Source organism: Polymorphobacter sp. PAMC 29334 (assembly GCF_019431245.1).
Classification (GTDB): domain Bacteria; phylum Pseudomonadota; class Alphaproteobacteria; order Sphingomonadales; family Sphingomonadaceae; genus Polymorphobacter_B; species Polymorphobacter_B megasporae.
Window position 1 is genome coordinate 1,384,049 of record NZ_CP080243.1, and the last position, 21,644, is coordinate 1,405,692.

The 21,644-nt window shown below is 62.8% G+C and carries 20 protein-coding genes; 10 read left to right on the plus strand and 10 right to left on the minus strand.

Annotated elements, in window-relative coordinates; all coding sequences use genetic code 11:
- Nucleotides 1–419 precede the first annotated feature (419 nt).
- Nucleotides 420–1,052, plus strand: coding sequence for a PEPxxWA-CTERM sorting domain-containing protein (locus tag KZX46_RS10505; RefSeq protein WP_219776530.1), 633 nt, complete (start codon nucleotides 420–422; stop codon nucleotides 1,050–1,052).
- A 318-nt stretch (nucleotides 1,053–1,370) separates the two neighbouring features.
- Here KZX46_RS10505 and KZX46_RS10510 read toward each other — a convergent pair whose 3' ends face one another.
- Entirely contained in the window at nucleotides 1,371–1,712 is a 342-nt protein-coding gene (locus tag KZX46_RS10510; RefSeq protein WP_219776531.1) for a hypothetical protein, read from the minus strand.
- Nucleotides 1,713–2,471: 759 nt separating this feature from the next.
- Between KZX46_RS10510 and KZX46_RS10515 the strand changes: the two genes are divergently transcribed.
- The 5 genes from KZX46_RS10515 to KZX46_RS10535 all read left to right on the plus strand — a co-directional run bounded on the left by KZX46_RS10515 (nucleotide 2,472) and on the right by KZX46_RS10535 (nucleotide 8,189).
- Nucleotides 2,472–4,004, plus strand: coding sequence for a protease pro-enzyme activation domain-containing protein (locus KZX46_RS10515; RefSeq protein WP_219776532.1), 1,533 nt, complete (start codon nucleotides 2,472–2,474; stop codon nucleotides 4,002–4,004).
- A 590-nt stretch (nucleotides 4,005–4,594) separates the two neighbouring features.
- Complete coding sequence (locus KZX46_RS10520) at nucleotides 4,595–5,083, plus strand: DUF6882 domain-containing protein (RefSeq protein WP_219776533.1); 489 nt, start codon at nucleotides 4,595–4,597, stop codon at nucleotides 5,081–5,083.
- A gap of 160 nt (nucleotides 5,084–5,243) precedes the next feature.
- The gene (locus KZX46_RS10525; protein WP_219776534.1) at nucleotides 5,244–5,579 is read left to right on the plus strand and encodes a hypothetical protein; all 336 of its coding nucleotides are present in this window, start codon (nucleotides 5,244–5,246) and stop codon (nucleotides 5,577–5,579) included.
- 18 nt (nucleotides 5,580–5,597) lie between these two features.
- A complete protein-coding gene (locus KZX46_RS10530) occupies nucleotides 5,598–5,840 on the plus strand; it encodes a hypothetical protein (protein ID WP_219776535.1) in 243 nt (80 codons plus the stop codon).
- Nucleotides 5,841–6,221: 381 nt separating this feature from the next.
- Nucleotides 6,222–8,189 carry a DUF4365 domain-containing protein gene (locus KZX46_RS10535; protein ID WP_219776536.1) on the plus strand — a complete coding sequence of 656 codons (1,968 nt, stop codon included), beginning with the start codon at nucleotides 6,222–6,224 and terminating at the stop codon, nucleotides 8,187–8,189.
- Nucleotides 8,190–8,691: 502 nt separating this feature from the next.
- Here the strand turns inward: KZX46_RS10535 and KZX46_RS10540 are convergent.
- Nucleotides 8,692–8,832 carry a DNA sulfur modification protein DndB gene (locus tag KZX46_RS10540; RefSeq protein ID WP_219776537.1) on the minus strand — a complete coding sequence of 47 codons (141 nt, stop codon included), beginning with the start codon at nucleotides 8,830–8,832 and terminating at the stop codon, nucleotides 8,692–8,694.
- Between the two features lie 114 nt (nucleotides 8,833–8,946).
- Entirely contained in the window at nucleotides 8,947–9,822 is an 876-nt protein-coding gene (locus KZX46_RS10545; RefSeq protein ID WP_219776538.1) for a LysR family transcriptional regulator, read from the minus strand.
- A 184-nt stretch (nucleotides 9,823–10,006) separates the two neighbouring features.
- On the opposite strand from KZX46_RS10545, the gene KZX46_RS10550 reads away from it, so the two are divergent.
- From KZX46_RS10550 to istB, 3 genes are all read left to right on the plus strand, one after another.
- Nucleotides 10,007–10,357, plus strand: a complete 351-nt coding sequence (locus KZX46_RS10550) for a hypothetical protein (RefSeq protein ID WP_219776539.1) — start codon at nucleotides 10,007–10,009, stop codon at nucleotides 10,355–10,357.
- A 1,686-nt stretch (nucleotides 10,358–12,043) separates the two neighbouring features.
- The gene (gene istA, locus KZX46_RS10555; RefSeq protein ID WP_219776540.1) at nucleotides 12,044–13,558 is read left to right on the plus strand and encodes an IS21 family transposase; all 1,515 of its coding nucleotides are present in this window, start codon (nucleotides 12,044–12,046) and stop codon (nucleotides 13,556–13,558) included.
- The gene (gene istB, locus KZX46_RS10560; protein WP_304610430.1) at nucleotides 13,558–14,289 is read left to right on the plus strand and encodes an IS21-like element helper ATPase IstB; all 732 of its coding nucleotides are present in this window, start codon (nucleotides 13,558–13,560) and stop codon (nucleotides 14,287–14,289) included. Before istA ends, istB begins: the two co-directional genes overlap by 1 nt.
- Nucleotides 14,290–14,889: 600 nt before the next feature.
- Here istB and cas5 read toward each other — a convergent pair.
- Nucleotides 14,890–15,000 (minus strand): CRISPR-associated protein Cas5, encoded by a 111-nt coding sequence (gene cas5, locus KZX46_RS23490; protein WP_219776541.1) that lies wholly within the window; start codon nucleotides 14,998–15,000, stop codon nucleotides 14,890–14,892.
- A 229-nt stretch (nucleotides 15,001–15,229) separates the two neighbouring features.
- Here cas5 and KZX46_RS10570 point away from each other — a divergent pair, with 229 nt between their 5' ends.
- The gene (locus tag KZX46_RS10570) at nucleotides 15,230–15,748 is read left to right on the plus strand and encodes a hypothetical protein (RefSeq protein ID WP_219776542.1); all 519 of its coding nucleotides are present in this window, start codon (nucleotides 15,230–15,232) and stop codon (nucleotides 15,746–15,748) included.
- A gap of 51 nt (nucleotides 15,749–15,799) precedes the next feature.
- Here KZX46_RS10570 and KZX46_RS10575 read toward each other — a convergent pair whose 3' ends face one another.
- The 6 genes from KZX46_RS10575 to KZX46_RS10600 all read right to left on the minus strand — a co-directional run bounded on the left by KZX46_RS10575 (nucleotide 15,800) and on the right by KZX46_RS10600 (nucleotide 21,555).
- Nucleotides 15,800–16,084 (minus strand): hypothetical protein, encoded by a 285-nt coding sequence (locus tag KZX46_RS10575; RefSeq protein WP_219776543.1) that lies wholly within the window; start codon nucleotides 16,082–16,084, stop codon nucleotides 15,800–15,802.
- Nucleotides 16,066–17,673 (minus strand): IS66 family transposase, encoded by a 1,608-nt coding sequence (locus KZX46_RS10580; RefSeq protein WP_219773920.1) that lies wholly within the window; start codon nucleotides 17,671–17,673, stop codon nucleotides 16,066–16,068. The genes KZX46_RS10575 and KZX46_RS10580 overlap by 19 nt, the downstream gene beginning before the upstream one ends.
- Nucleotides 17,674–17,754: 81 nt before the next feature.
- Nucleotides 17,755–18,084, minus strand: a complete 330-nt coding sequence (tnpB, locus tag KZX46_RS10585; protein ID WP_226895846.1) for an IS66 family insertion sequence element accessory protein TnpB — start codon at nucleotides 18,082–18,084, stop codon at nucleotides 17,755–17,757.
- Between the two features lie 29 nt (nucleotides 18,085–18,113).
- On the minus strand, nucleotides 18,114–18,572 hold the full coding sequence (locus tag KZX46_RS10590; RefSeq protein ID WP_216711671.1) for a transposase: 459 nt from the start codon (nucleotides 18,570–18,572) through the stop codon (nucleotides 18,114–18,116).
- Between the two features lie 424 nt (nucleotides 18,573–18,996).
- The gene (locus KZX46_RS10595) at nucleotides 18,997–20,037 is read right to left on the minus strand and encodes a hypothetical protein (RefSeq protein WP_219776544.1); all 1,041 of its coding nucleotides are present in this window, start codon (nucleotides 20,035–20,037) and stop codon (nucleotides 18,997–18,999) included.
- A gap of 282 nt (nucleotides 20,038–20,319) precedes the next feature.
- Nucleotides 20,320–21,555, minus strand: coding sequence for an amidohydrolase family protein (locus KZX46_RS10600; protein ID WP_219776545.1), 1,236 nt, complete (start codon nucleotides 21,553–21,555; stop codon nucleotides 20,320–20,322).
- Nucleotides 21,556–21,644: the final 89 nt, after the last annotated feature.

Here is a 21,644-nt window from a genome sequence, read left to right on the forward strand (position 1 = left end):
CATCGGCGCGGCGGATCGGTTGGGCAAGCGGCAGCTGCGTACTCCGTTCGCTGGTGAGCTGGACGGCGCGGCGACCTTCGCGTCGATCTGCGCCGCCCGCGCGGGGGGGGGGCCGCCCGCGCGGGCGTCCGCCCCGCTCCATTCGGGCGACACCGTGTTCCGGCTCAAAGCGCCGGTCCGCGAACTGGGATTAGGTTCAGTTTTGGAGCTTGTACGGCCTCGCAGCCACCGCGCGGCGACTGATCGCGGACGCGGCAGCGGGATTCCGCGATAGCTGTGCACCAGCACACATCCCGAACTCAAAAGTGTAAGGTAGAGCTTACAATTCGATGCATGAACGCAGCGGGATACGTAGGAGAATGCCAACTGGTATGATTCGTGCATCGTTAATCTCATATTAGTAGCGTAAGGATTAGCGCATGAGCCGTTCCCTGTTGTTTTCTATCCTGTTGATCGCCTCGACCTCAGCGTCGGCTACCACGTTGATCGACGGCAGCTTCGAGACGCCGAACCTGGGCGTTGGCAACTACAGCTATTCGACGCAGCCGCTCGGCTGGACCGGCACGGGCGCGCTCGTGAATGCCCAGGGCGCCAGCGCCTGGTATGGTTCCGCGCCCCCGTCCGGTCAGGACGGTGCGCAGTTCTATGCGCTTCAGGAGAAAACCTCGGTCTACCAGAACTTCACGGCCACGAAGTCGGGCAAGCTGACGGTGTCGTGGCTTTCCGCCGGTCGCCCTAACGCCGGATCCTATGGTGGCAATCAGTCCTATGATGTCTCCCTGACCGGATCTGGCATCGAGCTTGGTTCGCTTGGGACGTTCACGACGCACGATGGCCAGGCTTTCGAGCGCCTGAGCGGCACCGGCTTCGTCACCGCCGGCCAGATCTACTCCCTGGAGTTCCGTGGCCTGTCCTCCTCGGATCAGACCGCGTTCATCGATGGCGTGTCCGTCGTCGGCGGCGTGCCGGAGGCTGCGACCTGGACGATGATGATCGCTGGGTTCGGGCTGGTTGGAGCGGCGAGCCGGATGCGCCGGAGTGCCGTCGCCTGATCTCGGGCAGGTGTGCCTAAAGTGCGTGGGGCATCACCGTCGTGCTCTGCTCCAGGCATCGTCCACCACTATCGAGCTTGGCCTGTGCCGGACGGCGTTCGTAAGCTGACGCGCAGTAATCCGGTTGGATTAGCCGACCCGCCGGAGCGTTGTCGTTCGCGCGGTCGGCGACATCCTGAGCACGCCATAGAGTGATAACGGGGGTCGAAGGCAGCACGGCCTGACGGTCCCGGGCAAGCCGCCCGGCGCCACCCCGGGACCGGGCGCAGCTATGATCCACACTGTGCACTTGGTCCTCACGCTGTCCGTCTCAAGGAGCTACGGGAGATAGAGCTTCTTGGGCATTGCAAGCCAGCCGTTGCCCCTCATGCACTGCTTGACGGCCCGCAACTCGTTCTGCGGGAGAAACCAGCCTGACAGTGGATATGCGCCGCCCGCGCGCACCAGATCTACGCGTGCCTTGTCGCCTCTGGCGACGCACACGGTCAAAGCCGCGCGGAACGGTTTGGCCGGAGCAGGTGAATCGATACCAGGTGCGTAACCTCGCACCCAGATCCGTTCTACATCGTGGAATTGCACGAACAGACCGCCAACGAGGATCAGGCAACCGCCTGCGAAAAGGACGACGGTTCGGAGCGTCATCGGCGGGAGCTGATCCACGACACTAGGCCGTTCACATTCCAGATCCCGAAGTCGACGGTGCGTCGCCGGTCTGACCTCTGATGGCACTTTTAGGTCATTATCGTCTGCTCGTTGCGCACGTCCGCCAGTGTTGCATGAAGCTCGACCGCCTGAAAAGCGGACGACGCGTCCGGCTTGCCTACCGCGTGCTCGACCAACCTGCGATCAAGCCACAGGCGGCTGCTGGATGCGCCTCGAGTATCCTCCACCAGTAAGATTTGCGCCGCGTCTTCACAAGCATCGTGGAGACGCGGTTCCTCACCGACGAGTTGGTGTCCGTGAGCCTGGTGAAGACCGTAGGCCCGCTGAAGCCGCGCCGCGTCCTTCCCACTCCGCCATTTGGGCGGCATTAGTCGCAAAAACATCGGCGGGTCGAGCGTCGAGGGTTGCAGCTCGAGGGTAGGTCGTCTGCCGATAATTCAGATCGCGAAGTGTCGGTCTCATGAGCGTGTGCACAGTGGAGCTTCCGTCACGGCTCGCTGCCGATCGGCCAGACCGCGACTTAAAACGGCTCGACGGTCGTGCGGTGCGAAAAGGGATTTCCTACAAAGGAACGAAGTGAGAACATCGTGTCCGAACGGTGGAGTCGCTCAAGATTCTCAATATGGGATATATGCTTATCGGCATCGTCGCCGTCGGCGTTAGTGTCGCTGAATCTCCATCCGCAACCCGGCGCAGGCGATCGCGCCACCGCTCGCGGCCGATGCATTCGTCCGCTGAACCACTGAAAGGAAGCCGATGACTACGCAGCTTCGATCCATACCGGGCAGTGAGCGCGTGATGCCTACGGGAATGCCCCTGACGCCGGCGCCCGGCGACGAGCAGATCATCTTGAGCGTGCATCTCAGGCCCATCGCCGTTGGAACCGACATCGTCGGGCATGCCGCCAAGCCCCGCGAGGCACTTCGTCAGGAGCGCGAGGTAGACCATGCGGACGATATCCGTCAGGTGTCGGAATTCGCCACCTCGAACGGTTTGACGCTGGTGCAGGTGGACGCGGCGCGCCGGCTGATCAGGCTGGGCGGATCATCCGCCGCACTTGCTCAGGCTTTCGGGGCAAGCCTGCATCGGTGCGATGAAGGCGGCTGCAGCTATCGCGTCCGCACCGGTTCGCTGCATCTTCCTGCACCACTGGTCGACCGTGTGCTCGCGGTTCTCGGGTTCGACACGCGACCGGCGGCGACGCCGAAGATCGTGCCACACCGCGTCGGGCCGGTGCCCAAGGGCTTCCTACCGACCGAGGTGGCTGCGCTGTACGGTCTTGCCGGCGCCAAGGCGGATGAGACCTGCATCGGCATCATCGAGCTTGGCGGCGGCTATACCGATGCCGACAACAATGCGGCGTTCGCGGCGATGGGTCTTCCAGTGCCGTCGATCGTCGCCGTGCCGGTCGACGGCGGGAGGAACGACCCCACCGACGCCAGCGGCGCGAACGGCGAAGTCGCGCTCGACATCCAGGTTGCGGGGGGTGTTGCAGTCGGTGCGAAGTTGGCGGTGTATTTCGCGGCGAACACGGATCAGGGCTTCGCCGACGCCATCAGCCAGGCGGTGCACGATGCCGTGAACAAACCGTCGGCGATCTCGATCAGCTGGGGCTCGCCGGAAAGTAGATGGACGGGCCAGGCGATCGCCGCGATGTCCGCTGCGATCGCCGACGCCGCGACGCTCGGCGTGACCGTGACCGCCGCGAGCGGCGACGCGCTGGCGACCGACGGTGTCGCCGACGGCAAGGCGCACGTCGACTATCCTGCTTCGGACCCGAAGGTGCTCGGCTGCGGCGGGACCAGGATCAAGGCGTCGGGCGGCAAGCGGACGGGAGAAACGGTGTGGAAGAGCAACGGCGGTGGCACCGGAGGCGGCGTCAGCGCGCTCTTCACCACGCCATCCTACCAGCACGGCATCGCGATCCCGAAGCATGCGACACGTAAAGGTGGTCGAGGCGTTCCCGATGTTGCAGGCAATGCCGACCCGGACAGCGGCTATCGCATCGTGACCGGTGGTCAGGTCGGGATAATCGGTGGAACCAGTGCCGTCGCCCCATTCTGGGCCGCAATCGCCGCCGTGATCAACGCCAGTCGCTCGGCACCGCTCGGTCAACCCCATGCCGCGCTCTACGCCGCCCCGCACGCGTTACACGACGTCACCAAAGGCGATAACAAATCGGGAGGCATCGGGTACTCGGCCGCGGCGGGATGGGACCCCTGCACCGGCCTCGGAACGCCTACCGGAACCATGTTGCAGTCCCTGCTGAGCGTCGACGCGACAAAGTAGGACACACGACTCCCGGATGGAGTCGACCTCAACCCGAAGACTGTCGATTACACATGGTCCGCGGCGATCGTCCCCAACCGAGCGGTCGTCGCCGACGCAGGCGATTACGCGGCGACGGATCAAGAGAGGTGTCCGATCGCGCGTCGGAGAATGCGCACCATCGTCGACGGTGGCCGGGCGGGCTGGGGACGGATAAGATCTGGACCCCGTGAGAACCAGGCGCGAACCGCAGTTTGCGACAGGCGCTTGAGGGAAACCATGGTCTCCGCTCACGCGACGGGCAAGTGCCACAGGGAGGCTTGCGAAAATCGGATCCGACCGGCGCAAGGGGCGTTTCAACCTCGGACGCCCGCACCGACCACCGCTCGGATTGGTCCAAGCGTCATCTTGCGCTGCGGCTGACGATCCGCCACGGCGATTACCGCTCGCCGATGCGGCAAATGATGCTCCCCCATCCCGCTGTGGCGATGAGGAGAGGCGGCGCCCGCCCGATCCTCCCCGTTGCACCGCAGCTCGCGCTGCCGATGGCGGATTCCGTCTTGCGCGTGTTACACGGACGGACGAGTCCGAGAAGATGACGGAGGCCGACCATGACCGTCCGATCCTACCAAGAGCTGGTCGACAGCGCCACGGCCGGGTTGAAGCAGAAGCGCGGCATCATGCACGACACCTACGGCCTGGATCGGGCAAAGGGGTGGGACTACGACGTGAAGCATGCGCAGCCGAATTTCGTGATCTGGGGTGATGAGGAGCAACCGCTGCTCTACGCCGAAACGCTTGAAGTCGGGACCTTCCTTCCCGCACATTCGACATGGAAGTGGGGCTGGTGCAACCCTTCGATACCTTCAGAGCAACAGGAGAAGCTCGCCGTGCTGCGCGAGTTGGCCGAGATCACCGGACAGGAACTCTTCCGTCTCGATCAGCCCTTCGTCATCAGCCGCGAAGACGCGTCCGGTCTCCTTGCCATGGCGGTGCAGCACCTCGATGCGCAGGGTGGCTATGCCGCGAAGATCGTCAACATGGACGGACAGTCTCTTGACGCGCACATCGCCTACACCGCCGTCGCCGGACCGGGATAAGCCCAACCTCGCCTCGCTGGCGTCGCAATGGAGGAGAGCGTATCAGTCAGATTGAACAATGACCCTCGGTGATCATGCGAATTCATCGGAGGACGGACGGATGAGAAGCCGTTTCGCAGGTTGGATGACGCGGAACTCGTTCACACTCCTCGGGTGGGTCGTGACCCTGTTGATCGCCGTTACCATGCCGAGCTGGCTGATCTGGGGTATTCTGCCGTTTTCGGCCCTGATCATGTATGTCGTCGGGAACGCGGCATTGGCGACACGGGCGCACCCGGAGCCGCGCAAGCGGATCCTGGCGTGGATCGGCACCTTTGGTTTTCGGCAACTCCGCATGCTGAAGTGCCGCGCGGGCCACTTGTTGAGACCGGTCTCCATCAATCCGGCGCTGAGCTGCGGATTGGGTTCGTTCGTCGCATTGACGGTGTTCGCCAAGCTGACGGGGACGTTCAAGCCGATCGACGAAGGCCGCGAGGGCGAGTATTGCTGGCGATGAGCGGATGAGGCCGGGTTCATGAGCTTCCTGATGGACTTCATGGTGACACTCATCGAGTATGTCGTGTATTTCTTATTCGGCTTGGCGCTCCTATGCGTCTTGGGCGTCGTGGGCGTCCTGATGCTCATGACCACGGGGGCTACGTGGGCCACAGCCGACTGGCTCGTCTTCCTTAGGCATTGCGCGCTCATGGGCAGGAAACCACCTTCCTGGTATAGCCGGTTCATGGGACTTGATGGTAGGAGCATGGACGGTTTGTGACTTGGCAAGGTCACCTCCTGAGATGCTCGTCATACTGATGAGGCGGTCAGGCATTGGTGACGGCGCGATCTCGAGGACGACAATCGACTGACGGGATGCTCGCTGCAACTTCGATGCTTCGTCCGACGCTGTGACGACGATCGCATTCGTTCGACGTCACGAAGCGGGCCGACGATCGTGACGGCACGCGTAGAACACGCGATCGAATCGACTCGCCATATGCCGGTCGTCCGGTGTCCGCCACTCGGCCCGCCGTCGACGCTTCTGGCGCCGATCGGTCGCGGGGTCTCCAGACGGGTCTTGGGATTGACGGCGGCTTGAGATGTGTCCGCGCGAAAGCGCAAGCGCAGTCGTCGATGATACCGTAGAACGTCCGACGGGATGAGCAACTTCGACGATCTACCGAAACGGGACAGAAACCACGTTGTCGAGCAGCAGGCCGTCGCGGCATTCCAGCAGCGTCTTGTGGAAAGCGGCGTGTTCCTCCTCCAAAATGGCGATCGCAAGGACTATGGCACGGATTGCCAGCTGGAAGTCGTCGATGAGGAGCGTGCGACCAACGTCCGGGTCCACGTGCAGGTCAAAGGCACGGAGCGCACGCTGAACGCCGACGGATCGGTAAGCATCGGGATCGGCCGGACCAATCTCAACTACTTGATGATGCAACCCCACAGCTTCTACGTCTGCTACCACGTGCCCACATGTTCCCTCCGCTTCTGCACCGTCGAAGACGTCCTCCGCCAGTATGACCATTCCGACACCGACTGGACGGCGCAGAAGACGCTCACGGTCACCTTCCGCGACGAGTTGACCGTCGACACGCTCCGATCACTCGCGGCACTGGTCAAAGCCGGGGCGGTTTCATCACGCGACGGGCGGGTCGAGCACATCCTGTCGCCTGCGGCGGATTTGCCGACATTGCTCAAGCGCGCGGTTCCGGAGATCCACGTTCCCTCGAACCGAAAGGCCGCCGCTGATCTGCTGCGTGAACTTTACGAAGCGCGGGCGGACGACGTCATCAGCGTCGCCTTCGACAGGTTTGCCGCCGTCATTGGCATAGCCGACGACGTGATGGACGCCTGCTATATGGCTGAGATCAACCTCGGCATGGCGGATGGTCGCCGGTCGTCGGTGCGGGTCGAAGCCGCCGTCGGACATTTCGAAGGCAAATTGCGACGCGGCATGCATCAGCGTGGCAGCCTGCACTACACGATCGGGAACGCTCACTCCGCGCTCGGCGACGAGACGGAGGCAAGGCGGGTCTACGGCATGGCGCTGGAAGACCCGACGTTCATGGCCGATCCGAGGATGGCGGCTCAGCTCCACAAGAATCTCGGAACCAGCATCGAGAGACTCGGTGCCGAGGACGAGGCCGTCGTCCATTACCGCGAGGCGCTCCGCCTCGATCCCGATCTACCGGAGGCCAACAATGCCTTAGGCTGCCACCTCGTGCGCATCGGACGCTACGAAGAGGCTCTGGAGCATTTCGACCGAGCGGACTTCGCCGATGGATGCTCCGAACGCGGCGCTTCGGCTCACGGATGGAAAGTCAACGTCCTGTTCAATCTGGACGACGGGCGGGCGGCGTTCAGGGAGATCAACAACCTGCTGGCCCGCGCCGAAGCTGAGGCGTGGATATGGCCATGGTGCGCCCGGCAGGTCCGGACTTTCGGTCGGACGACGCCGGAGAACGCACGGCGCGCCCTTTCGTTCTGGGTCCGTTTCACCGCCTCGCATCCCCATGACGTCCAGGCGATGTGGGAGCTGTTCCGGGTGGCGTTCCACGCCCGCGAACACGGGGTGGATATCGGTCGGACCTACGCTGGGATGCGTGCATTTCTCGAACTGAACATCGACCGCTTCGGCGCCAAGAATGCCGCATTCCTATGGGATCGCCTGGGCCATTGGGCTCAGCGAGACGGTGACTGGATCGAGGCGGCGTCGTGCTTTCGGCGGGCGTTCGATATGGGTGGCGGGCACTATGGCTATTGCCTCGGCACCGCCTTGAACTTTCAAGGCCGTGCCGAGGAGAGCCTGCCGATACTTCTGGAGCAGGCGACGACGGTCAAGGCCGATGCGATGAGCTGGTTCCAAGTGGCTATCGCGCACGAAAAACTCGGGAGTATCCCGGCCGCGATCGATGCCTACGGACGCGCCTTGGCGCTCGATCCGGAATACGACCTGGCGATGTTCAATCTAGGCGGCCTACACTGGAACAATGGCGACATAACTGAAGCTGCAGTCGTATGGCGCGCAGCGGTCGCGCGGTTTCCGGATCATCAACTCGCCGACAAACTCCGGCGCGAGATCCCGTTTCTGGATCTGGATCGGTCGATCGATTTGATTTGAACATGCGCATTGGTCGGACCCGGCCGAGCGATGACAGCAGGTTTGAACGGAGATCTTACCATCTTATCGCCCACCTGAGCAAAAGTCCGCCATCAACCCTAAGCCGGATCAGACGGCCGGAGATCAAACTGACGACTTGCGCCCGCTAGCACGTGGCGTCGCTCGGAAGGCGAGTGGAATGGACGGCTGTCTTACGCAACCGGGCGCTGCCGAAATGAAACGTCGCAACCCGCCACTCGACACATTCGTCATTGTGGAAGACGCGTTGTCCAATCGCGGTGGCACGTCGCCATGAACTGCGTCTTCCAGCGAGCTCGAGATCCGCTGTCTGGCGATCGAGTTCCGCGTCGGAGCGGCCTCGGGATGATCGTTGTCGACAATCATCCGGGGCGAACACGCACGCCAATCCGGACGTTTCCTTGTAACTACGGATGCAGAAGGCGGGAGGCTATAGGCCCGCTACCCGCTAGTCGCTCCTACGCGGGAGACTTTGGGTGCCTAGCTACGCCCGGAGTTCCGGCGGCAGATCGGCTTCGTCGAAACGAAAGAGTCTCTCCACGGTGCGCAGCGGCACCATTATGACATAATCGGCACGCGCGGCTTGCACGCCGCGAATCGCGGCGAATCTGTGGCTGTTGTCCATTTTCCACTCCATCGACGGTCCCGCGGAACCGTCGAGTTATCACATCATTGATGCAGGGTTGGCACCGGCGGACCTTGTGTCTGCGCGACCTGAGCCGCTCACCCGGTGTCTTTTTCAGGAAGTCCCGGTAAGGCTTGCGGCCAAGCTGTCCGCCAGCGTTGCCGATGCCGTGCCGCCCTCGTTGCTTAGCCAAAGCCTAGGCGGTTCACCCATGCCGTCTTCGAATAGCGCTTCCAGCCTACCGGCCGCGATCTCGCCGGCGACGGCATCGGTCGGAAGGCAGACCAGACCGGCCCCAGCGAGTGCGGCAGCAAGCGCTGCCGCGTCGTCGCTGGTCGTCAGCGCCGCCTGCGGCACGACGGTGACGCCATCGCGGAACATCCATGCTGGAACGCCCGATCGCATCGTCGAGATGATTCCAAGGTGCGCGGCGACGTCGCCCGGGACTTTCGGCCTGCCGGACCGGGCGAGGTAACCGCGGCTCGCGGTGACCGTCATAGCGGTCCCAGCGATCCGGCGGGCCGAACGCGGCGCCTTGCCGCCGGGACCTCCGATGACCACGTCCGCGTCGCCTGCCGCCGGATTTGAAGCGCCCTGAGGAAGGAGCGTAAGATCGACGGGTGAGCCCGGGTGCTTGTCGAGGAAACGGGCGACGGCCGCACCCACGCGCGCCGGGCCCGCCTCTTGCACCGCAACGAGCGACAATCTGCGCACCCGCTCGTTGGGCGCAACGTCCCCGGCGGTTGCATCGAGCCGAGCCAGCGATTCGAGCAGATCGTGCGCCTCGACGTGGTATCGACGGCCGGCTGCGGTCAAGGCAAAGGAGCGTGTCGTCCGTTCGACCAGCTTGACCCCGAGTCGCTGCTCGAGTTCCGATACGCGCCGACTTACGGCGGACTTGGCGACGTCGAGGGCCTTGGCGGCGGACGTGATCCCGCCGGCGTCGGCCACAGCGACGAACGTCCTGAGATCCTCGAATCTGTCGCCCAAAATTGATCCGCCGACGCTGCGCCGGGATCGGCACACCGCATCCTAGCATTTCGGCTCCATGTTCCCAACCGCTACGCATAAAGGACGCGTCCGCTCGCGGTTTGCGTTCACAGAGGGAGAACAAATATAATTATCGTTCTTGACATGGCAAGTTTGGCAGTTCATTGTTCCCCTAAGGAGAACGATGATGATGATGTTGTGCGCTTCCGAACGTCCGTTGGTCGAGAGATACGTCGACGTGGTCGACCGTTGGCGGCTCACGGGGAACGAGGCCGACGGCCTTCTCGTGGGCAGCATACCCTGGCCGCCGGCGCACGGCATCAGTGCGACAGCGCGGGAGATCGCGACGCGAATGGCGCTGATCGTGCATATCGACTCGATTGTCAGCGCCTCGATCAACACAGCGGATCTGGCGGACTGGGTGCGCTCGAACAATCCTGGTCTGTGGTGGAAACCGCCGATCGAAATAGTGCTCGGTTCGACCGCGCAGCTGCGCGGCATGCGGGACCTGCTGCTGCTGGATGTCAGTCAGTAGACCGCCGATGCGACGCGGGGCGGCAGCCATCTGCCCGGTGTCCTACAAGGCAGTCCAAGGATAGACCGCGTTCCTGTTCAAAAGAAATCCGCTCGGTCTTCTCTAAAGCACGCGCGACTGCGTGACGTTGTTGATCATCAAGTTGACGGTGAGGATCACCGCTGTCCTTGAGACTGACGCTCGACGGGTTGGTGGTGCGGCTTGGGCGTCAAGGAACACGCAGAATCACCTCCGCGACGTCATGCGCGTAGTCTCGCGCGCTGTGCGGAACGTTCTCGCTCACCCTTGGCTTCTTCCAGGCGCCGCCGCTCGGTGCGCTAGACTAGCGCATCGTCGGCCATGTCGCGGGATCGCGACCGCCTTTCACAGTTTCTGCTTCGTCTTCTTCGAGGTGAGGATAGCGCCCATGTCTTTCCACCGTCTGCTGAGAAGAACTCCTGATAGGTGTGCGACGTGGGCTTGATGTCCGACCATACCGCGCGAACCAGAACGGAACGCCCGTCGAGCGTGTCTGAGGCGAACAGCTCAGCACGGCCCCTCGACCAGCTTCCGATCACGGGCGTAGCGAGCATGCCGCTGGAACTGTTGGCGAAGTTCATACTCCACTGCCGCGCGTCGGGATTATAGAGGAATAGCGTCATCCCTTCCCAATGCCCCTTCGGACCGACCGCCTCGATCTCCTCAAGCTGGACGCGTCCGTCCCAGATCTTGCGGACGGTGACAGTCCCCGTCAGCTACAAGGATTCGTCTGATTCGGACAGCGGGTGCAGGCGGCGTGTGATGTGCGTCGTCCAGACCCCGAGATCGAAGTCGAAGTCGGCTTGCCCGTCACGCGCGGCGGCTACCTCAGGGGTCTGCGCGGCCGCCAGCGACGGTCGCGGCAGTGAGCCGGCGGCGCCAAGGAAGAGACAGACCTACGCGAGACGGAAAGGAGTCATTGCAAATCCTTAGGTGTGGGGTTTTGGGACTGCCCGATGGTGAATGCGGAGTCATGAGAGACTTCGGCCACTATCGAAGAGCCGCCCGTGGTCTCAAGAACCGCTGGATCACGCTCGGTCCGGTCCAGATTCCCCGCCGTTGTGACGAGGGCCTGCGTGTCGCATTCACGAGCCGTCCGGGGCGACCCTCGCGAGCACCGACGGCCTCCGGGCTAGTCGTTCATGTCGCATACGTCCGGGCCGCAGTCAGCGGTTCGGCCGGGGGGGGGGGACCGCTTTTATGCTGAGAAGCACAAGTGCGGAGAAACGCATGGTTCGGGCTCAGCCGCTGACCCGGGTGTAGCAGTTGATGAAGTTCGTCTCCCACGTCGTGCCATAGTTGCCGGAGAACGCCTGTTCCGATTGGGCCGAATCCGAGCCAGGTGCGAACCCGCGTTTCCCGTCACGGTCGGCGGATCGAAGGATAAGCCGATCGCCGCCTGACGAAGTCTTCGATCGGCGGTGCGGAAATCGCAGGAAGAGCAACCGCCTCGGCATGGACGTCGCAAGCGGCGTCCGACTGAAGATGCAATCTGGGGTGCCTCCGATCGGGACAAGTCGCGCATGCTGCAGGCGTCGCTTTTTGGCGGTATGGTGTGTTTCGGCGTGAGATTGGGGACCACCTGACCCGGTAATCGGCACCTAAACGGGGACCACCCATCGGGTCATCTATGTTCGCCTGCTGTGTTGGCTGGCGACGAGGTGGAGGATGACGACGGTGGAGACGATAGGACGGATCAGGCGCGCGCATTTCGTGCAGAAGCTTTCGGTGCGGGAGATTGCGCGTCGACTGCACGTGTCGCGCAAGACGGTGCGCAAGGCGATCGAGGCCGAGGAGCCCGTGTTCGCCTATACGCGGGTTGCGGAGCCTAAGCCGAAGCTGGGCGGCCACGCGGCCGCGCTGGAGCAGATGTTGGCGGAGAACGAGCGCAAGCCGCGCCGCGAACGTCTGACGCTGATCAGGTTATACGAGGTGCTGCGCGGGCTCGGATTTGAGGGCGGCTACGATTCTGTTCGCCGCCATGCCCGTCGCTGGCAACGCGAGGAAGCTGGGCGGACGGCGACCGCGTTCGTGCCACTGAGCTTTGATCCTGGCGAGGCGTACCAGTTCGACTGGAGCCACGAAGTGATCGTGATGGCGGGCGTGACGACGACAGTGAAGGTCGCGCACGTCAGGCTTTCCCACAGCCGGATGTTCTTCGTGGCGGCCTATCCGCGCGAGACGCAGGAGATGGTGTTCGACGCGCATGCACGAGCGTTCGCCTTCTTCGGCGGTGTCTGCACGCGCGGCATTTACGATAATATGTCGACGGCGGTGGACGCGGTGTTCCTCGGCAAGGAGCGCCGGTTCAACCGGCGGTTCCTGCAGATGTGCAGCCATTATCTGGTCGAGCCGACCGCCTGCACGCCGGCAGCTGGCTGGGAGAAGGGACAGGTCGAGAACCAGGTCGGCCTAGTGCGCGAGCGCTTCTTCACCCCGCGGCTGCGTTTTGCGAGCTACGAGGAGTTGAACGCCTGGCTGCTCGATCGCTGCATCGAACACGCCAAGGCCCATCGTCATCCCGAGCTGCGCGAGCAGACCGTCGCCGATGTGTTCGAAGACGAGAAGGCGTCGCTGATGCGGCTGCCGACGACGGAGTTCAATGGCTTCCATGCGCTGACCGCGACCGTCTCCAAGACGCTGCTCGTGCGGTTCGATTACAACAAGTACTCGGTCGCGGCCCGCGCGCTGGGCCGCCCGGCGGAGGTTCACGCCTACGCCGACCGGATCGTCATCCGTCAGGGTGATGACATCGTTGCCGAGCATGCCCGGCGTTACGGTCGCGATCAGACGATCTACGATCCGTGGCATTACGTGCCGGTGCTGGCGAAGAAGCCGGGCGCGCTGAGGAACGGCGCACCGTTCAAGCAGCTTGCGCTGCCGCCAGGGCTGGAGCGTCTGCGCAGCCGCCTGAAGGAGATCGGCGATGGCGACCGCCAGATGGTCAAGATCCTCACCGCCATTACCGTCGATGGTCTCGACGCCGTCGAGAACGCCGCTGCCGAAGCGCTCGCGGATGGGGTCGCCAGCGCCGATGTGGTGCTGAACATCCTGGCCCGGTCCCGATCAGCGCCGGTGGAGCCCACCATCGCAACACCCGACCACCTGCGGCTTGAGATCGAGCCGATCGCCGATGCAGGCCGCTACGATCGCCTGCTGACCCCGCTTCGTGAAGCGGCGTGATGATGGAGCGCCACCAGATCCTGGAGCTGATGGACGACCTCAAGCTCGCCGGTATGCGCCAGGCCTATGACGAGGTGATCGCCGATGCGATCAAGCGTCAGTATCCCGTTCAGCGCGTCGTCGGCGATCTGCTGCAGGCGGAGATCGCCGACAAGCATGCCCGCTCGATCAAGTACCAGATGACGATCGCCAAGCTGCCACTCGCCAAGGAGGTCGCCGACTTTGAGTTCGTCGGCACCCCGATCAACGAAGCGCTGGTGCGCGATCTCGCCACCGGCGCGTTCCTCGCCAACCAGCGCAATGTCGTGCTGGTCGGCGGGACGGGCTCGGGCAAGACGCATCTGAGTATCGCCATCGCGCGCAGCTGCATCCGCACTGGTGCCCGCGTCCGCTTCCACAACACCACCGATCTGGTGAACCGGCTCGAGATGGAGGTCCTTCAGGGCCGCACCGGCAAGCTAGCCGAGCATCTGTCGCGGCTCGACCTCCTGATCCTCGACGAGCTTGGCTATCTGCCGTTCGCACGCGCTGGCGGGCAGCTGCTGTTCCATCTCATCAGCCGACTTTACGAGCACACCTCGGTCATCGTCACCACCAACCTGGCGTTCGGAGAATGGCCCACCGTGTTCGGCGATGCCAAAATGACCACCGCGCTGCTCGATCGGCTGACCCATCACTGCGACATCGTCGAGACAGGCAACGAGAGCTGGCGGTTCAAGAACCGAAGCTGAGCGCTGTCGCTGCCGGTGCCAACGAGGCTGTCGTTCTGGGGATATCGGCTCCGGGCTACGCCCTCCACCAATATCCCCCAGAACGACAGCGCGAGGGTGGTCCCCTTTTACGTGCCGATCCCGGTCCCCGTTCCCACGCCGATTGACACTCTGATACTTCAGTTCAGACGCATCGGACATGCCGAAGCCGGCTCCGATCACGATCTTCAGATCCTCTGAGTCCTCCTTACGACCAGTCAGCAAGATCCTGAATGCTGCCGTGTGCCGCATCATGTTCCTCCGAACGGCAGGATCGGACGCCGTCAGGAATTCCAGCTTCGCACGCGCACAGAAATCATCTTCCGAATTTTCCATCTTCAAATCTCCTTGTCTATCCATCGGATGGCGTCATCCCCTGCGAGTGGTCGATGGCTCCTGGTCGGTCAGGTCGCCGCGCATCGCCGGGATGACTGACGGGGTATGTCGCCGCACATGCGGGTTCGGCTGAGTCGGCGGGTTCCTCCAAAGGTTCGGCGGCTCGGCCTCTACCCGCCACGATTTCTCCGCAGGTATAGGCTCAACGCCACCCGCATGACTGCAAACCCGGACAATGTTTCTCTTTCACTCATTCCGCGACGGTCGTCTGAAGCAGTTCGCGCCGCGCGGGAGGCCGAAGGTGGCCGCGTAACCGGTGGTTGATGGCCGACGCCAACTCGCGGCGGCGAGTGACATTTTTAGAGATCTAAGTCGACGCCGCCTTGAGCAGTCGCGCGTCAGCGCCTTCGTGAGATCGGCGGCCTATTGGTCGTCGCTGGCGCAATCGCAGCTCAGACGCTTCCGACGGGATGCCGTGTTGGCCTGTCACTCGAGATGAAGATCAGCCGATTGCGCCGAGATTGTCAAAAGAGCCAGCACTCACAATAAATTGCATGTCGTGGTCTGTCGTGCCAGAATCTGAGATATGGATTCCTCTTTTCTGACCCGTTTGAGCCGAAGTGCCTTGCGAGGACCTCTGTGGATCATCTCGCTCATCGCGTTGGTATGGACGGGTGTGGTGCTTAGTCTCTCGCTGCGAACAGGTGATCTTTTTCAGTATACACTCGATCACACACCCATGATCGCCTTCTTCCTTGCCCTTGTCTTTGCCACTGTAGGCATTTCATTGCCTCGCTGGCTTCAAAAAATTAGAGCAGCCTCCAGCTGTCTTTTCGGAGGCCGGGTGGCTGTCTGGTCACCTGCAATGCTTCGACTAACGACTGATCGACTGAAGCGTCGCGCTTTTGCTTGGTACACTGTCAAAATTGCCCTGCTTATTTCTTCAGTTATGCTCATGTTAATTTGGGGGTTTGAATGCCTCGCGGATTCAACGTTTGCGAAGCCGACCCTCAGCGCCTTCGCCTTCACTGTCGTGGGCTACCTTTGTGTCGATATGGCTGCGGCAATCGCGCAGGGCATTCATGGAATACTCTCCGCAAAATAATCGTTCCCGGTTTTCGACGCGGTGCTCCGAGCTACGTATCTCGGCGGACGCTTACTCCCATCGCTGGTCGATGCGCGCGAAATCATCATCGATCGCTGTCACGTCATTACCCGATGGAAAGCGGGAGCTAAACTCGACCCGTGGATCGGCGACGGACGGGCCAGTCTTGTTGCCTCCTATGCCAACGGCGTCGCGCGTGAGATTGCGGCTGTCTGCGGCCATCGTCTCCCGGTCGTCGAGTTGCCAAAGCGATGGGCAATTCACCAAACTCATCTGATCAAACAGCAGATGTATCGTAAGCGATGTGCCGAGGCCCTTCAGGCTTGGAAGTTCCACGGCATGAGCTGATTGAGGTTCTGGCTGGAGTGTCCGCGGGCAAGGCGCTCGAGGGTGTCGGTGAGCCAGGCGAGTGGATCGACGGCGTTGAGCTTGGCGGTCTCGATGAGGCTGGCGATGACGGCCCAGTTGTCGCCGCCGTCGTCGGAGCCGGCGAACAGGGCGTTCTTGCGGTTAAGGGCAATGGGCCTGATGGTCCGCTCGACGGTGTTGCTGTCCATCTCAACGCGGCCGTCTTCGACGAACAGCGTCAGGCCGGTCCGTCGCGAGGTAGCGTAGCGGATCGCTTCGGCCAGCTTGCTCTTGGCGCTGACCAGGGGGAGCCGGGCGGTGAGCAGTCGGAACAGCGCGTCGACGATCGGCTCGCTCTTCTCTTGCCGCAAAGCGCGACGGGCTTCGGCGTCCTTCCCGCGGATCTCGTCCTCGATGGCGTAGAGCGCCTTGATCAGCTGTAGTGCCTCGGTGGCCGTTGGTGAGGCGTCGGCCCTGGCGAGCTCGAAGAACTTGCGGCGCGCATGGGCCCAGCAGAACGCGAGCGCCACGTCATTGCGGCGGCCGAGCTTGTTGTAACCGGCATAGCCATCGACCTGCAGGATGCCGCTGAACCCGGCGAGATGTGCCAGTGGCCGCTCGGACTTGCGGTCGGGCGCGTAGATGAAGGCCACCGCCGGCGGATCGGTGCCGCCCCATGGTCGATCATCGCGGGCATAGGCCCAGATCTGCCCGGTCTTGGTGCGTCGTCGTCCTGGATCGAGCACCGGTGCCGTCGTCTCGTCGGCGAACAGCCTTGGTCCCCGCTTCAGGACAGCAAGCAGGTGATCCCGCAGCGGCGTCAGCCACCAGGCGGCGCGGCCGGTCCAGTCTGCCAATGTCGAACGGTCAAGGTTGACGCCCTGACGGGCGTAGATCTGGGCCTGGCGGTAGAGCGGCAGATGATCGGCGTACTTGGAGACCAGCACCTGCGCGACCAGCGCGTCGGTCGGCAGCCCGCCTTCGACGATCCGCGGCGGTGCCGGCGCCTGCACGACCTGGCCGTCGCAGGCACGGCACGCATAACGCGGACGGCGGGTCACCAGCACCCGGAAAGCTGCCGGCACCACGTCGAGGCGTTCGGCCACATCCTCGCCGATGGCATGGAGATCACCGCCGCAGCAGGCACACTGCTTGCTGTCGACGTCGATCAGTTGCTCGACGCGTTCAAGATGCGCCGGCAGCTGGCCGCGGTTGGTACAGCGCTGCTTCTCGGCGCGCGCGTTGGGTGAACTGATCGTATCCAGCTTCGCTTCCACCTTGGCGAGGGCGATGCCGAGATCCTCGAGCACCAGCTCGAGCTGGTCGTCGTCAAGCTTCTCCGAGCGGGGACCGAACCGGTGACGCATGAAGGCGGCAATGATGCTGTTCAGCCGAGCGATCTCGGCATCGGCTTCAGCCTGGACGACGGCGTTCTGCTCAGCTTCGGCGCTAATGCGCGCGACCTCCGCCGTCGCGTGCTCCACCTTCGCCATGAGCCGCGCCGTCTCGGCGTGGGCGGCGACGATCATGGCGCGGAGCACCTTGGGATCGTCGGGAAGATCAGCTACGGCGAGCATGATAGCGGTAGTGAATCACGCGCGCGCACGCGCGTCGAGGGCTACCGCCGATATGAGTCAATCTACCGCAGGCACAGTGGCTTAGCCGGCGATCTGCGGCACTCTCGTGCGTCTGGCCTGATGCACCCGGCGCCAGTCCAGACCTTCCACGAGTGCGGCGAGCTGGGCGGCGGACAACCGCATCACGCCGTCATGAACAGACGGCCAGCTAAAGGCGCCGGCTTCCAGCTTCTTGGCCATCAGGCACAGGCCGGTGCCGTCCCACCAAACCAGCTTGACCCGGTCGGCCTTCTTGGCCCGAAACACATAGACGACGCCGGAGAAGGGATCGCCGCCGAGCTGGGCCGTCACCAGCGCCGCCAGGCCGTCCATCCCCTTGCGGAAATCTACCGGCCGCGTGGCGACCAGCACGCGGGTGGCACCGCTTGGCCCCGGCGCCGTCAACGGCTGCCCTTCAGCGCATCCAGTACCGCCGCGATCAGGGTCGCATCGGCACCGCGGCCGATCCGCACCGAAATGCCGTCCATGCTCACCTCGATCGGGGCTGGGATACTGCCGCGACGGGCAGACCGACGTCGTCGCGGAGATCTGGCCGCCGATGTTGCGGGTAGCGGCGATGGAACCTCTTCAGGCTCGACGATCGCCGGCACGAACAATGGCGCTTCGGCGGGCTCCACCGGGCGGCGCAGCTGCCGCCGCCACGTGAACAGCTGGCTGGGGCAGATGTCGTTCCGACGCGCCACGTCACAGACGGTGATGCCGTTGCCGGCATAGCTCTCGGCAACGATCTGCGCCTTCTCATCATCGGACCATGGCCGACGCCGCCTCGTGCCGGTGAAAACCTCGATCCGCGCCGCACGACCGCCCATCGAGCCAGCATCGTCACATGACATCATCATAGCATCAGCACCGCCAGCCCCTGGGACAAGCAGGACTCGCGGGTTACGCCGTCATGAGCAAGGCGGGGTCAGCACAGCGCTTACGATGTATCGTCGTGGGGCGCTCGATCTGCTGCAAGCCAGGCTGATCGGCGCAAAATGACCGTCTCTTTCTTGAAAAGTGCGTCGGAGCCCCTGTTGCACGCCGATCGCGGGTCCCAATTCCACGTTTATTTACAGTGCAAGGCTGCGACTCCTTGGTAACGATTGAAAACGTCGGGGACGGCCGGGACAGAGGAGCTTTGATGCATGGCGCACGACCTACGATCCGGCCGCAGAATGTTACACTGAAACGATCTCTGATCTACCCCAGTAGATCTATCATCGCAGCGGTGTGCTATTGATTGGTCAGCTTCGCCATCCTTCCGGTTACACCCGCCCCACTTCAAATTCGCACGCCGCACATTCCAGCGATGATCGCAGCAGAGACAACGACACTGGCGATGACGCCAACAGACCAGAGGGCATCGACGGCGGAGCGATGGACGCCGTGGGCAAGCAACACTATCCTTAGCCCGGAAGCGAGATGTGCCAATACGAAGAACACTCCCAGAGCATAATGCGGGAGCAAACGGATGTTCCATGCATCGTGCAGCAGGCCGCCCGGCGCCCCGGTAGCAAAGTCCCAGCCCGTTGGAATCCTCTTAACGGTCCGCGCATAGATGAAGACCGAGTTCATGTGCCCCAGAATGAAGACGGACAGATACAGGCCCGAGGCGACTTGGAAGACGCGGTGGAAGTCGCCTTTGACTGCGGTCCAACGCCATGCCAGGCGGAGGCCGATGACGACCTGCGCAACGAACAAGCCAACCAGCACCGGCTCGATCAAACGGGCACGGTAGACATATCGTCCCGCCTCCATGATATCATGATGGGCATTCGGACCGACCAACCCGAAGAGATGGTTGCCGATGTGGAAAAGGACGTAGGCGAGAACGACGGCGGCGATGATGCCGTGCGCGACGCGCCAACTCCCCACCGCAGGTGTCGCCCGGTCGTGCAGCCGTAGGGACGAGCTTTTCGCTGCCCAAAGGCTCAGGATCGTCCAGCCGACCGTCCACGTCAGCACATCGGGCAGCGGACTTCCGACTAGCGACTGTAGAACTCCGAGAAACACGAACATGGTGGGCGCCGTTACGCCGAGATAGTTCAAGCGGCGGAACTGGATGTCGCGGACCGTCGGGTCGCGTAGTTGCGCGAGTCGCCACGCGAACAGGCCGCATACAGCTGGAACGGCAAAGACCAGCGCTAGAAACAGGACGGAAAGCAAACGCCGATCGTCACTGATCGCGGCGTGGAACGCTCGAAGGAGCCAAGGATAGGCGATAACGAATGTAATCGGCAAAAGATTGGCAGTTGAACGCAAGGCTGGCCGCAGCGAGGTGATTGCGACTGCTGCAGAGTCCCTGCCAGCGACGTGTTGCACGGACCTGACCTCGCTTACGCCAGCGACCATTAGCCGGCGGGCCTCAAACGCACAGCTTGCCATCGAGAGCTCCAATTGCGCTGTAGCAACCGGTGACCGTTTTCCGCCGCTCCGAAAACGAGCGATTAGGGCAGAGATGGAGCGATGACATGAGAGCGTGGGACCTCATGCGAAGCGACGATTTCTTCACTTTTTACGCGGTTACGCTTCAGAACGCCAAGGAAGATGGCTCCTCTCGGACCGCCGGATACAGCCGTCCAATCGTCGTTATGGCCCCGCAAATTAAGAACTGCTCTTGGCCGATCCGCGCTCGTGAACGACCCGGCCGTTGGAAATCACCATGATTGGATTTTTCAGCGCACCCAGATTTGCAGTGGGATCGCCGGCGAGTAATATCAGGTCGGCGCGCTTTCCGTCGGCCACGATGCCGAGGTCCGTTCTGCCGAGGTGGATAGCCGCGGCGCTCGTCGCCGCGCGCATGACTTCGATCGGGGCGAGCCCGGCCTCGGCCATCCGTTCGGCTTCGACGATGGAATTGGAACCGTAGTATCCGGCATCGATTCCCTCGATCCTTATCTCTGGTGAAAAGCTATCCGTGCCAAGCACGATCCGTGCGCCGGCATCACGCACGCGGGCGAGGTTCCGATACGACGCAGGCGTCGAGTAGATCCATAACGTAGGAATGTAAGAAGCGTCGTTGCGGAGCAGAAGCTCCAAGAGGCGATCGTCAGCGAAGTCCTGCCCGACGACGCCGTGCTCGAGGCCGTCTGCTCCTGCCTCCAGCACCTCGATCGCGCGGTCCTCCTCGAAGGTGTGAACGGTCACCTTCAGGCCCCGACGGTGCGACTCGTCGATTGCCGCTTCGAGTGCCGTTCGTTTGAGACGCACGATCGGCACCACCCCGTGCCACAAATAATCCGTACCGCCATGGCAAGGACATCCTCCTTGGTACAGCACCTTAATCGCGTCCGCGCCAAGGTCCGCCATCTCTCCGACGCGCGCGCGCGCGTCCTGCGGGGTCTCGACTTCGCCGACTGCCCGCCGTCTATACCATTCGTTAGACCCGTAGATCGTGAGACCGGGATGACCGCCCGCGGCGCTGATCCCCGTTCCGGTCATGAGCAAGTTGGGTCCCGTATAGATGCCCCCCGCGAGCCTTCGCCGGGCTTCGATCAGCTCAGGCACGGGGTCGCCGACCGACTTTATCGTGGTCACGCCGCTTTCGAGAAGTGCCCGCAGGTATTTTGGCAGCGTCTCGTCAAGATACCGAGCCATCGAAGGCTCGTCGACGCAGTTGATCGGATCGAACATGTGGACGTGTGAGTCAATCAGACCGGGACTAAGCCAGTGTCCGCTGGCATCGACGGTCCTGACGCCGGTAAGTTGCCCGCTCGAAATCCTGGCAATGACACCATCGCTGATACCGACGCTCATTGTTCCGTTGCACACGTCAACGCCGTCGAAGACTACAGCATTGTTAAAGACCAGATCGAAGCAGCGGTCTGTTGTATCAGTCATGCTAACCTCACAGAAAAAGAATCTAGAAAACCCATCACGACAATTTATCTGGCATACCTGTGTTGATCGCTAGGACTGAGAGAGGTTTA

Excerpts from the sequence above, each read along its gene's own strand:
- KZX46_RS10505 (WP_219776530.1), top strand. The coding sequence starts at position 420 with ATGAGCCGTTCCCTGTTGTTTTCTATCCTGTTGATCGCCTCGACCTCA.
- KZX46_RS10530 (WP_219776535.1), top strand. The coding sequence starts at position 5,598 with ATGAGCTTCCTGATGGACTTCATGGTGACACTCATCGAGTATGTCGTG.
- cas5 (WP_219776541.1), bottom strand. The coding sequence starts at position 15,000 with ATGTCACTCGCCGCCGCGAGTTGGCGTCGGCCATCAACCACCGGTTAC.
- KZX46_RS10550 (WP_219776539.1), top strand. The coding sequence starts at position 10,007 with ATGATGATGATGTTGTGCGCTTCCGAACGTCCGTTGGTCGAGAGATAC.
- istB (WP_304610430.1), top strand. The coding sequence starts at position 13,558 with ATGATGGAGCGCCACCAGATCCTGGAGCTGATGGACGACCTCAAGCTC.
- KZX46_RS10520 (WP_219776533.1), top strand. The coding sequence starts at position 4,595 with ATGACCGTCCGATCCTACCAAGAGCTGGTCGACAGCGCCACGGCCGGG.
- istA (WP_219776540.1), top strand. The coding sequence starts at position 12,044 with ATGACGACGGTGGAGACGATAGGACGGATCAGGCGCGCGCATTTCGTG.
- KZX46_RS10540 (WP_219776537.1), bottom strand. The coding sequence starts at position 8,832 with ATGGACAACAGCCACAGATTCGCCGCGATTCGCGGCGTGCAAGCCGCG.
- KZX46_RS10600 (WP_219776545.1), bottom strand. The coding sequence starts at position 21,555 with ATGACTGATACAACAGACCGCTGCTTCGATCTGGTCTTTAACAATGCT.
- KZX46_RS10570 (WP_219776542.1), top strand. The coding sequence starts at position 15,230 with ATGGATTCCTCTTTTCTGACCCGTTTGAGCCGAAGTGCCTTGCGAGGA.
- KZX46_RS10535 (WP_219776536.1), top strand. The coding sequence starts at position 6,222 with ATGAGCAACTTCGACGATCTACCGAAACGGGACAGAAACCACGTTGTC.
- KZX46_RS10515 (WP_219776532.1), top strand. The coding sequence starts at position 2,472 with ATGACTACGCAGCTTCGATCCATACCGGGCAGTGAGCGCGTGATGCCT.
- KZX46_RS10580 (WP_219773920.1), bottom strand. The coding sequence starts at position 17,673 with ATGCTCGCCGTAGCTGATCTTCCCGACGATCCCAAGGTGCTCCGCGCC.
- KZX46_RS10590 (WP_216711671.1), bottom strand. The coding sequence starts at position 18,572 with ATGATGATGTCATGTGACGATGCTGGCTCGATGGGCGGTCGTGCGGCG.